An 11635-nucleotide genomic window follows, 5' to 3' on the forward strand; every position below is an offset into this window, starting at 1 on the left:
TTGGATACAGTCGCGGTTCACGACAAATCTCGGGAGGGACCCGTGACCGCTCAGCTCGAGTATCCCGAGATCGACGATGACAACGCGCTGCTGTCGATCCAAGGCCTCTGGAAGGTGTTCGGCCCCAAGGCCCAGCGCGTACCCCGGCGGCCGGAGCTCGCCTCGCTGGACCGCGCCGCACTGGCCGCGAAGACCGGCTGTACGGCGGCGGTCCGCGACTTGAGTTTCAACGTGGCACCCGGCGAGGTGTTCGTGGTGATGGGCTTGTCCGGCTCGGGCAAGTCCACGCTGGTCCGCTGCCTGACCCGGTTGATCGAGCCGACCGCGGGCAGCCTGATCTTCGAGGGCGAGGATCTGCGTGCGGCCGACGAGAAGCGGTTGCGGGCGCTGCGCCGGAGCAAGTTCTCAATGGTCTTCCAGCACTTCGGGCTGCTGCCGCACCGCAAGGTGATCGACAACGTCTCGTACGGGCTCGAGGTTCGCGGTGAGAGCAAACCCGACCGCCGCCGCCGCGCCCAGGAGGTCATCGACCTGGTCGGCCTGGCCGGCAACGAGCACAAGTACCCCGAGCAGCTTTCCGGCGGCATGCAGCAGCGCGTCGGCCTGGCCCGCGCGCTCGCCAACGACCCCGACGTACTGCTCTTCGACGAACCCTTCTCCGCGCTCGACCCGCTGATCCGCCGCGAGATGCAGAACGAGGTCGTCCGCCTGCACCGCGAAGTCGGCAAGACGATGGTCTTCGTCACCCACGACCTGTCCGAGGCCCTCAAGCTAGGCGACCGCATCCTCCTGATGCGAGACGGCGCCGCGATCCAGCTCGGCACCGGCGACGAACTGGTCGGCGCCCCCGCCGACGACTACGTCCGCGACTTCGTCCGCGACGTACCGAGAGCCGACGTACTGACCCTCCGCTGGATCGCCCGCGCCCCCCGCGACGGCGAACCCCTCGACGGCCCCGAACTAGGCCCGGACACCCTCGTCCGCGAAGCAACCCGCCTGGTCCTGGAATCCGACCGCCCCGTGAAGGTGGTTTCGGAAGGGCAGCTGCTCGGTGTCATCAGCGACGAGGAAATCCTCGCTGTAGTCGCCGACCCAGCCGACAAGCACTGGTCCGCGCGCCCAGCGGACTCCCGCCGGGGTGACTCGCGCTCGGCCGACCGCCCGGGCGGCTCCTCTCCCACCAGCTCCGCTTCCTGATGGCGGCGATTACCAGCGACGTGCAGGTGGAGGTACGTCGCCCTCGGCGCAGCGTGGTCATCGGCGTCCTCCTCGTCATCTGGGTGGCGGCGTACTTCCTGCTCAGTGGGATCGACACGCTGCCCCTCGGCGGTCAGGAGACGACCGGGTTCCACCGCTGGCTGACCGAGAACCGCGACTTCGTCGGCCAAGGCAACGTCTTCTTCGACGCGATCCGGACCGCCGTCGGCCAACTCGTCGTACTGCTCCAAGACCTCGTCTCGCAACCGTCGTTCGGCCGACCGGTACCGGTCGTCGGCTGGCTCGGGGTCGTGGCGATCTCGGCGTACCTGGCCTGGGCCTTCGGGAACTGGAAGGTCGCACTGCTGACCGCCGCCGGGCTCGCGTTCGTCGGGCTGCAGGGGCTGTGGCAGGAGAGCATGGACACGCTCGCCCTGACCATCGCCGCCGTCCTCCTCTCCCTCCTCGTCGCGATTCCGCTCGGCATCTGGGCCGGTCTCTCCAACCGAGCGTTCAAAGTCGCGACCCTCATCCTCGACCTGATGCAGACGCTGCCGACGTTCGTCTACCTCGCGCCGCTGACCCTGTTCTTCGCGATCGGCCCAGCCGCGGCCACAATCGCGACCCTGATCTACGCCGCACCGCCAGCCGTCCGGCTCACCGCGCACGCGATCCGCTCGGTACCACCCGAGAGCGTCGAGGCTTCCCGCTCACTCGGCTCGACCCGCGGTCAGACGCTCACCAAGGTGCTGCTGCCGATGTCCCGCAGTACGGTCGTCGTCGGCATCAACCAGACCATCATGGCCGCGCTGTCGATGGTCACGGTCGCCGCGCTGATCGACGCGCCCGGCCTCGGCCAGACCGTCCTCAAAGCACTGCAGACGCTGGACGTCGGTGTCGCCTTCAACGCCGGCCTCGCGATCGTCGTGATCGCCATCGTCCTCGACCGGGTCACAACCGCAGCCGGCGACCGCCCCTGGCGGACCGCGAGCGTACGCCGCAAGATCCTGCTCGGCGCGGGTGGAGTCGGCGTACTGGTCGCGATCTGGTTCTCCCGCACCTACGTCTGGGCCGCAGAATTCCCGTCCGAGGTCGGCATCGGTTCGCGGATCGCGGTCGTCACCGCCGACGTGACCACCTGGGTGCAGGACGTCTTCGGCGGTTTCACGTACGGCGTTCGCGACGCGGTCACCAAGGGTGTGCTGAATCCGCTCGAGGCGCTGCTCACCGGATCCCCGTGGTGGTTGGTCGGTGCGGTCGTCGTCACACTGGCCGCGGTTCTCGGTCGCTGGAAGGCCGCCGTACCGGCTGTCGTCTGCATCGGTCTCCTGGTCGCGACCGGGGTCTGGCAGGACAGCATGATCACGCTGGCCTCGACCCTGCTCGCCACGGTCGTCGTGGTCGCCGTCGGTCTTGCGCTCGGCGTCTGGGCCGGCCGCAACCGCCGGGTCGACCTGGTCATCCGGCCGATCCTCGACGCCGGTCAGACGATGCCGCCGTTCGTGTACCTGGTTCCGTTCCTGGCGCTGTTCGGCACCAGCCGGTTCACCGCGATCGCGGCCGCCGTCGTGTACGCCGTACCGGTCACCACCAAGATCGTTGCTGACGGCATCAAAGCGGTCCCGGTCGCGACCGTCGAGGCGGCCAACTCGGTAGGCTCCAGCAACTGGCAGGTGATCAGCAAGGTGCAACTCCCGGTCGCCCGCCGGGCGATCACCCTGGCCGTCAACCAGGGCCTCATCTACGTGCTCGCGATGGTCGTCGTCGGCGGCCTGGTCGGCGCAGGCGCCCTCGGGTACGACGTCGCGGCCGGCTTCGCGCAGAGCGAGTTGTACGGCAAGGGCCTCGCGGCCGGTCTCGCGATCGTCCTGCTCGGCGTACTGCTCGACCGCATCACGCAAGCGGCAGCTCCCAAGTCGCACGGAAAAGGAGACAAGCAGTGAAGAAACTCCGGTACGCCGGTGTATTGACTGCCGCGGCACTGGCCCTGGCCGGCTGCGGCGGCGCGAAGGTCGGTGAGGATCCGAAGCCGTCCGCCGGTGCCAAGGAGTGCGGCAGCTTCAACCTGACCGTCAGCCCCTGGGTCGGCTACGAAGCGAACGCCGCCGTGGTCGCCTACGTCGCTACCAAGGACCTCGGCTGCAAGGTGGTGAAGAAGAACCTCAAGGAAGAAATCGCCTGGCAGGGCTTCGGCACCGGCGAGGTCGACGTGAACCTGGAAAACTGGGGCCACGAGGACCTGAAGAAGAAGTACATCACCGACGACAAGGTCGCCGTCGAGGCCGGCTCCACCGGCGTCAAAGGCATCATCGGCTGGTACGTCCCGCCGTGGATGGCCGCGCAGTACCCGGACATCACCGACTCGAAGAACCTGAACAAGTACGCCGACCTGTTCAAGACCTCGGAGTCCGGCGGCAAGGGTCAGTTGCTGGATGGGGACCCGTCGTACGTGACGAACGACGAGGCCTTGGTGAAGAACCTTTCGCTGAACTACAAGGTCGTGCAGAGCGGTAGTGAGACGGCGCTGATCCAGGCTTTCCGTGATGCGGAGAAGACGAAGAAGCCGCTGCTCGCGTACTTCTACGAGCCGCAGTGGTTCTTCAACGAACTGAAGCTGGTGAAGGTCAACCTCCCGGCGTACAAGCCCGGCTGCGACGCGGTCCCCGCGAAGATCGCCTGCGACTACCCGCCGTACGACCTCGACAAGATCGTCTCCAAGAAGTTCGCCGACTCCGGCAGCCCGGCGTACGACCTGGTCAAGAACTTCAAGTGGACCAACGAAGACCAGAACGCGGTCGCCCGCATGATCGCCGTCGACAAACTGTCCCCGGACGCAGCCGCCGAGAGGTGGGTCAACGCCAACCGAGCCAAAGTAGACACCTGGCTAGGCAAGTAGCAGCCACCCCCGGAGCGAGGCGGTCATCCCCTCGCTCCGGTCCACACCCGCCCGTCGTCCACTCCCGCCCCTCGTCCACACCCGCCCCTCGTCCACACCCGCCCCTCGTCCACCCCTGCCCCTCGTCCCCCGTCGTCCATCCCGCCCAAAGGTGGGTCGCCTTCTCTTTGTGCACGAGATCCAGCTTTGGGCACCCACCAGTCATTTTCGGGCGCCCAGAATGGTTGGTGGGTTCCCAAAGATGAGCATCGTGCACAAAGAGCAGCGGGGGTGTTGGGGAGCCGGCCGCTGGTCTTTGGCGGCGAGGTGAGGGGTGGCGGGCGAGGGTTAGAAGCTGCCTGGGCCTGGGGTTAGAAGATGCCTGGGCCTGGGGTCAGGATGGTGGCCGGGTCGTGTTTGCGTTTGAGGGTGCGTAGGTGCGGCCAGCGGTCGCCGTAGTGCTGTTGCCAGTCGGCCTTCGTAAACGGAGTCGACTCGATCGGGTACCGCGTGCCACCAAGCGCCCGCGCTCGCTCGAACAACCGCTGGTTCCGCTTGAGCATCTCAGCCGCAAACTCCGGCCCCGCACCCTTCGCCCCCGCCGTCATCAGCGTGAACAAATAGACCCAGTCACTCCTATCAGCAACCGGCAGACGCAGCGACGGCCGAGTGAGCTTGCTCCGACGGTGTGCGTACAGCAGCACGAATCCGCCAGCCCCGACATCCTTCGGCGTCAGGTTGCCGACCACCTCGGTGACGTACTGCTCGACCGACCGCTCAGGCAACCAAAGAGTCATCCACGGCTTCCCGAGGTTGTCCCAATCCAGCGCCTCGCGGAGCTGCTCGACGGCGTCGTCGATCCGAGTCACATGCGGGAGGAAATCGTTCGTGCTGACGACGGCGTCGGACGGGGGCCTGGTCAGGCCGCGCAGGAGGTGAGCGTCAAGAGGCGGCTTGGCCGTGGGGTGGAAGGTGAAGGCGTTCAGGTGGCTGGTTTCGCCGTGCTCTCCTGGGCGCCACCAGTCGCCGTAGATCTCGCTGATCTCCGCGCGTTTGATCAGAGTCTTGAAGTCTTTGAAGAAGTCCTTCGAGCTGGTGTACGCGAGTTCATGACCGCGCACCTTCTCCGGCGCCGGACCGAGCCGAACAGTGGCCTTGGTGATGATCGCGAACTGACCGAGCCCACCCAGGACCGCCTCGAACAACTCCCGCTCCGCAGTCTTGGAGCAGCGCTTCAGCTCACCCGTACCAGTGACCACCTCGAGTTCGAGCACGCTGTCGATCTGCCCACCAGACTGGATCGCCGGCGGGATCCCACCGAGCGACAGCGTCCCGCCGAAGGTCAGCCCGAGGAACCCGGTCAGCGCCGGCGGTGTCAGCCCGCGCGCATGTGCGGCGTTCGTCAGCGCGAGCCAGTCGGCCCCGGCATCCACGACCGCCCGATCAGCATCGATCCGGTGGATCTTTCGCAGCGCACGCATGTCGACCAGCAGCCCACCGACCAACCCTTGGCCGTCCGTCGTGTTCGCCAGCCCGCGCGGAGCCACCCGAACCCGGTGCTGCACGCAGTACTTCACCATCGCCTGGATGTCCCGCACCGACCCTGGCACGAGCACCGCCTGCGGCACCTTCTGCACGTACCGCCCGGCGTCCTGCGACACGCCCTCCCGACTCGCGGCGTCCAGGAGTACTTCGCCGTCCAGCGGTGGCAACGGTTCCACGTTTCCACCCTCAGTGGCCCAAGACCGCCGTACCGGATCGAATCCAGTCACCAGTATTCCGAGTCCAATCGCTCCGAGCAGTGCCCGCCGAGTCCCCATCCACGCCTCCTGCCGGTCCACCTCGCCACGCTAACCCGGTGATCAGCTCAGCACACCCGGTGACCGCGTGGCTAGCCGATCATCTGATCGGCGACGAACTGACTCCACGCCACCGGATCCGGATTCCCAGGTTCGGCGAACCACCCGTCGACCACCTGGCGTGCGGTATTCGGCGGCAGGTGCAGCTGGCTGTGCACGACCTCTTGCCAGGTTGCGCCGGACAAGCCGTAGGTCTCGTTGAGCTTCGGTGTCATCCGTTCCAGAGACTCGGCGGTGGCCTGGTCGAGCTCACCGATCAGCGACAGCACGTAGCTGTCGACGAGCTTCAGGAAGGGACGTCCGGCGTACCGATCGGGCACGACTGGCTCCTCGGTGACAGGTTGAAGTTGGGTTGAGCTTGTTCAAGGGGGCCGTCGGCAATTATCACGGGTCTGTGGGGCAACGCCGACGACACGCCGGATTTTCGGCGAATCACGGTAGCGTCGGGTCCATGATCATCGTGACAGCTGCACTGAAGGGCGGGGTCGGGAAGACAACCACGTCGGTGTACTTGGCCGCGCTGGCATCTTCCAACCGTCGCACAGCCACTCTCGTCGACGCGGATCCACAAGGCAGTGCTGCCGACTGGATCGATGCCTCGGACGACGGACACCTGGACCGGATCGAGATCGCCGAGGCGCCGACGGAGCGGTTGCTGAGCAAGGCGCTGGACAAGGTGCCACCGGAGGGGATCGGCATTGTCGACATGCCGCCGTCCCACGAGCGGCTGCTGAACAAGGCCCTCGAGCGAGCGCGGATCGTGGTGATCCCGACTCGGGTCGGTGGCGTCGAGACACCTCGGGTGAAGGCGGTGCTCGAGCTGGTGCCGGATGGCGTGCCGTCCGGTGTGGTGATCTGCTCGGCGCGGACCTACACCCGGGCCTACCAGGACCTGATGGAGCAGTACGCGAAGGAGGGCATCCCGGTCTGGGGTTCCATCCCGGAGCGCGTCTCCATCACCGCCGGCCCCGACGGCCCACTGGCCGCCGACGGCCTAGAGGCCTACAAAAAGGTCTGGCGCAAAATCCTCGCCGCCGCCCGCACCTAGGGGGCTTGAACTGGAAACGGTGGGCTGGGACAGGTGATTACTTGTCCCAGCCCTCTTCGCGGTGTCTCCACCCACGAGTTCTGGCTGGGCGGATCAACGTTCGAGGGGTGGTTCGCCGCGGACGTAGGCGCGGATGACGGTGGCCGCGGCGCCGCGGGCCCAGTCGTCGAAGGTGTGTGAGCGCAGCATCAGGCGGCAGTCGCCGGCCGCACCGAAGGCGTGCTCGCCGAAGGCTTGGCGCATCCGGTCCTCGTACAGGTCGTACTCCGCCACGCCCTCGCCCGCGATCACCACGAGCTCGGGGCCGACCAGGTTGACCATTGCGGCCAGGGCCGAACCGATGACCTCACCGGCCCGGTCGAACGCGGCACGCGCGTGCTCGTCACCTTCGTGCGCCAGCTTGATCGCCCCGGCCAGATCCAGCTTCGGCTGTTTGGTCGTCGCCCGGATCCGGGTCAGGATCGCGTCCGACGACGCCACGGTCTCGACACAACCCCGTCGGCCGCAGGTGCAGACGAGATCACCCGGGGCGAGCGGCAAATGCCCCAGCTCGCCCGAGACGCCGTACGCGCCGGAGACGACCTCGCCGTTGATGTAGAGCCCACACCCGATCCCGGAACCGATCGTCACCACCGCGAACGAGTCGGCATCCACCCCGACCCCGAACCAATGCTCGGCCACGGTCAGCGCGCGGACGTCGTTCGTCACGACGATCGGGAGCTTGAGTTTCCGCCCGAGGAGCTCGGCCACCGGTACGTCGCGCCAGCCCATGAACGGCGAATCGCGGACCACGCCGTGCCGCTCGTCGACATCACCTGACACGGCGACCCCGATGCCGATCACCGGACCGACGACGTCGACACCGGTCTTCAGGGTGCCGATCAGCTCCTTGGCGAGGTCGGCCAGTTGCGCGATCACGGTCTTCGCGTCGGTGCTGTCGAGCGGCCGGTGGCAGACCTTCCGGATCCCGGCGGTGAAGTCCGTGGTCACGCCGATCAGGTCGGTCGGCGTCACCTTCAGCCCGATCACCGACACACTGCGCGGTACGACGGTCAGCGGGCTCACCGGCCGTCCGATGCCGATCTGCCCGCCGACGCTGTCCAGCTCGACCGGCGACGCCGCCTGGTCGGTGACGAACCCGGCCTCGATCAGCGGCGCGACCGCCTTGGTGACCGCAGCCTGCGAGAGTCCGGTACGGCGCGCGATCTCGACTCGCGGGATCGGCCCCTGCGTCAGGATTCTGGTCAGCACCTCAATTCCCGCGGGCGTGGCCAGCGGGAGAGGGCGATAAGGACGCAGCGGCACGAGAACAACCTACCGGCGATTAGGGCAGGGATGACGATTCCTCGCCTACTGCGCGGCGCTCGGCACGGCACCTCGCCGCACTGGTGCAAAGCCCACGATGAACACCGCATCGAGGACTTCGCCCCAGCACACCGAGCTACCGCACCGAGCACCCGCTCGCTACGGCGATGAATCATCATCCCTGCCCTACACCTTTACGTCGGTTTCTCCCAGCGTCGGAGACGTCAAAGCCCAACGGATTGTCCGGGTCAGGCCATCACCGGCCGCCCGGACCAGAGTTTGTTCTGTCAAAGGCAAGTACGGCAGACGCAGCGGCCAGCGCGCCCACCACGGGAGCATGCCGACCGCGGCGGCGGTGAGGACGCCGTACGCCGGTCGTGCGGCCCAGGGCACGGGCGGGTGGACGAGGATGAACCGGGCTGCCTGTCGCGCCTCGGTCGTTCCGCGCAGTTCGGGCTGGTAGTCGGCGAGTGTTCGGCGCAGTTCGGCCACTGTGGTCGGCGGGTCGATCACTCCGAGCTTGCCGGCGACGAACGCGGTCTCTGCGACGTACTGGTCCTGGTCCGCCGCGTTGAGCGGGTTGGCGCCGTACATCTGGTGTGCGGTGAGGAAGCTGTCCACCTCCGCCACGTGCACCCACTTGAGCAGATGTGGGTCGGACGCTCGGTAGTTCGCGCCCCGGACGCGCTCATGCACCGACTGCACCCGTGCGATCGCCGCCTCCGCGTCCGGGACAGCGCCGTACGTCGTGATGGCGAGGAAGTAGCTGGTTCGCTGCAACCGTCCCCACGGGTCGCCGCGGTACCCGGAGTGCGCCGACACGGCCGCCATCGCGAGCGGATGCAGCGACTGCAGGAGTAGTGCGCGCAGACCGCCCGCGAACATCGACGCATCTCCGTGGACCCGCTGGATCGGGCTGTCGGGTGTGAACCAGCGCGGACCGGGTGTCTTGTGCACCCGGTCGCGCTCAGCCTGTGGGTCCGGCCCAGCCACCTTCGTCAGGATCATCCGAGCCAGCTGGTCTCTCATACGACCAGTCTGCCCACCACTCCAAGCTATACAACGTCAACGAAGATCGGGTTCGTGTAGAGCCAGGTGTCCAGCCACGGGTCGCCGTCGTTCGTCGGGTGCTGGATGGGGCCGGCCGGGTCGATGCTGGTGCCCAGGTAGCCGACTCCGTGCCGGTTGCCGTCGCTGCCGCGCACCCGGACGTAGTGCGAGCGCTCGGCCCGTCCCAGCGGGATGCACAGGTCGTAGGTACCAGTCCGGCGCTGTACGTCGACCTGCTCGACCACTCTGGTGTCGGGCGCCTTCCAGGTGTCCCGGTCGGCGACTTGGCCGGTCACCGCGCCGCGGATCACGTCCACGTGCGCGAGCCGCGGCAGTACGCCGTGGAAGTTCGGCCGGGTCGCACTGGTCACGGTAATCCGCAGTTCGAGCCGCTCGTGTCGCCGTACCCGGAGACGTCCGCCCAGCGTGACCCCGCGCTGGCGGGAGCCGGCAGGAGCGAGCCGTACGTCGATGCCGTCGACCAACTGGCCGTGGTCGACCCACACGCGGCCGGCGCGCAGTGCGGCCATCACCTCGAGGTAGCCGTACCGGGAGACACCCACGTGGGTCCTGCTGAACTGGCCGGGCCAGAAGTCGCTGCCGGCCTGTGGGGTGTCGGTGTTGGTCGGTGAGGGCTTCCAGCCGAGACTGTCGAAGTTCTGACCCGGCGGGAAGACACCGTCGGTCCAGGTGTCCCAGATCGTCCGGTGGTTGTCGCTGTTCGACGTGATCGAGAACAGCCGGCCCTCGGCGAGCAGGCTGTCCCACAGTCCGCCGACAGTCGCGGTCGCCCAATCGAAACCGCCGTACGTGCGGTATGCGTCGAGTGGGTAGCCGGGGAAGCTCGCAGCGCTCGGGGAGTTCACGTACTCACCGCGCTGCGCGTTGGTGGCACCGCGGAACTTCACCCAGGCCGGTTCCGCGTCGCCCTGCGAGCCCGGCGCACCCTCCATGCCGATGCAGACGCCGGTGTCGCGCCAGCCGCGGATCTCGTGCGGTGCGTCGATCCCGAGGCGCAGTGGGTGGTTCGCGAGCACCAGTACGTCGTCGACGTACCCACTGGCCTTCTGAGCGGCCAGCCACTGCAGTCCCTTGAGCGCGTGCTGCTCGTTCTCCGGGGTGCTGCCCGAGCGGTTGGTGAGCTTGCCGTCGTACTCACGCTCGAACTGCTGCAGCAGGGAGACGTTGTTCGGCCCGGGAGCGACCAGCAGCGTGCCGTGCTCGGCCGCCGGGATGTACCACTCCAGCCCCTGGAAGATCAGCATCCGCGGGTTCTCGGCCCGCGCCTTCACGACTTCGGCGTTCTCGGCCGCAGCGCCCTTGTCGGCGTGCCCGAAGTTGCTGTGCTCGGTGAACGCCATCCAGTCCAGCCCGAACTGCGCCCCGCGCTGTGCGAGCTGCGTGAAGTCGTACTTCGCGTCGTGGCTGTAGCGGCTGTGCACATGGTGGTCGCCGACCAGGTAGACCAGCTCAGGATCGCTATGCGATGACGGCGTGGCGGTGGCGGCCGCTTCGGTCACCCCGGTCGCGCTCACGGCAACTGTGCTCACGGTGAAGGCGGCACCGAGCAGTCCGGCGCCCCGGATCAGATTCCGTCGCGACACCCCCTGCGGATCCAGGGTCGCTTCCGGTACGTCGGTGTCCGCCCACTCGGGGAGTTGCTGCTGCATGGGCGACACCCTGCAGGTCCGGACAAAATCCCGTCAAGGCTCCAGATGACCCTGCGGTGAACGATCGGCGTACTCGTTCTCCAGGATCGAGTACAGCAAGGAATCCCGCCAGGCACCGTTCGTGAACACGTGGTCACGCAGATGGCCTTCGTAGCTGAAGCCGACCCGCTTCACGACCGCGATCGAGGCTGCGTTCTCCGGGCCGATGGCGGCGGTCACCCGGTGCACGCCGAGGGTGCCGAACGCGAATCCGACCATCACCCTCGCGGCGTCGGTCGCGTAGCCATTACCCCAGTGGTCGGCATGAACGGCGTACCCGAGTTTGGCCGACCAGGGACCGCTCGCCGGCGTACCCGGAGCGATCCGCGCGAAACCGACCACACGGTCGTCGTCCTGGCGGGCGATGGCGAGCATGTAGTCGGGGCGGTCGGTGCGGGCCGAGCGCTCGAGAATGCCTTCCAGCATCTCGGTCGCCTTCGCCCGGTCGTAACTGTTGAACGCCATCCAGTCGGTGACACGGTCGTCACCGGAGATGGCCAGGTAGTCGTCGAGATCGTTCGCGCGGAACTCCCGCAGGAGGATCCGCGCGCCGCTGAGAGGCTCCATGGGGCGATTGTGGGAGCGGCCGGGG

The 11635-nt window shown here is 67.5% G+C and carries 10 protein-coding genes; 4 read left to right on the forward strand and 6 right to left on the reverse strand.

From position 1 onward, the window contains the following. The first annotated feature begins 42 nt into the window (after positions 1-42). Genes ABD231_RS33090 through ABD231_RS33100 form a run of 3 tightly spaced genes read left to right on the forward strand, consistent with a single transcriptional unit; the run spans position 43 to position 4093 of the window. Positions 43-1197: a quaternary amine ABC transporter ATP-binding protein gene (locus ABD231_RS33090; protein ID WP_344160942.1), complete on the forward strand. Its 1155-nt coding sequence runs from the start codon at positions 43-45 to the stop codon at positions 1195-1197. Beyond that, positions 1197-3140, forward strand: a complete 1944-nt coding sequence (locus tag ABD231_RS33095; protein WP_344160945.1) for an ABC transporter permease subunit — start codon at positions 1197-1199, stop codon at positions 3138-3140. Before ABD231_RS33090 ends, ABD231_RS33095 begins: the two co-directional genes overlap by 1 nt. After that, on the forward strand, positions 3137-4093 hold the full coding sequence (locus tag ABD231_RS33100) for an ABC transporter substrate-binding protein (protein ID WP_344160948.1): 957 nt from the start codon (positions 3137-3139) through the stop codon (positions 4091-4093). The genes ABD231_RS33095 and ABD231_RS33100 overlap by 4 nt, the downstream gene beginning before the upstream one ends. 350 nt (positions 4094-4443) lie before the next feature. Here the strand turns inward: ABD231_RS33100 and ABD231_RS33105 are convergent, their stop codons facing one another. Together ABD231_RS33105 and ABD231_RS33110 are read right to left on the reverse strand one after the other, a co-directional pair. Continuing rightward, complete coding sequence (locus ABD231_RS33105) at positions 4444-5793, reverse strand: FAD-binding protein (protein WP_344160951.1); 1350 nt, start codon at positions 5791-5793, stop codon at positions 4444-4446. Between the two features lie 170 nt (positions 5794-5963). Beyond that, positions 5964-6251: a hypothetical protein gene (locus ABD231_RS33110; RefSeq protein WP_344160954.1), complete on the reverse strand. Its 288-nt coding sequence runs from the start codon at positions 6249-6251 to the stop codon at positions 5964-5966. Positions 6252-6382: 131 nt separating this feature from the next. On the opposite strand from ABD231_RS33110, the gene ABD231_RS33115 reads away from it, so the two are divergent. Then, positions 6383-6979: a ParA family protein gene (locus ABD231_RS33115; protein WP_344160957.1), complete on the forward strand. Its 597-nt coding sequence runs from the start codon at positions 6383-6385 to the stop codon at positions 6977-6979. Between the two features lie 93 nt (positions 6980-7072). Here ABD231_RS33115 and ABD231_RS33120 read toward each other — a convergent pair whose 3' ends face one another. The 4 genes from ABD231_RS33120 to ABD231_RS33135 form a co-directional block, all read right to left on the reverse strand. Next, entirely contained in the window at positions 7073-8284 is a 1212-nt protein-coding gene (locus ABD231_RS33120) for an ROK family transcriptional regulator (RefSeq protein WP_344160960.1), read from the reverse strand. A gap of 186 nt (positions 8285-8470) precedes the next feature. Next, positions 8471-9313 carry an oxygenase MpaB family protein gene (locus ABD231_RS33125; protein ID WP_344160963.1) on the reverse strand — a complete coding sequence of 281 codons (843 nt, stop codon included), beginning with the start codon at positions 9311-9313 and terminating at the stop codon, positions 8471-8473. A 26-nt stretch (positions 9314-9339) separates the two neighbouring features. Continuing rightward, positions 9340-11004: a PHP domain-containing protein gene (locus tag ABD231_RS33130; RefSeq protein WP_344160965.1), complete on the reverse strand. Its 1665-nt coding sequence runs from the start codon at positions 11002-11004 to the stop codon at positions 9340-9342. Positions 11005-11037: 33 nt separating this feature from the next. Next, entirely contained in the window at positions 11038-11610 is a 573-nt protein-coding gene (locus ABD231_RS33135; RefSeq protein ID WP_344160968.1) for a GNAT family N-acetyltransferase, read from the reverse strand. Positions 11611-11635: the final 25 nt, after the last annotated feature.

Origin of the sequence: Kribbella yunnanensis (assembly GCF_039529655.1) — a bacterium.
GTDB classification, from domain to species: domain Bacteria; phylum Actinomycetota; class Actinomycetes; order Propionibacteriales; family Kribbellaceae; genus Kribbella; species Kribbella yunnanensis.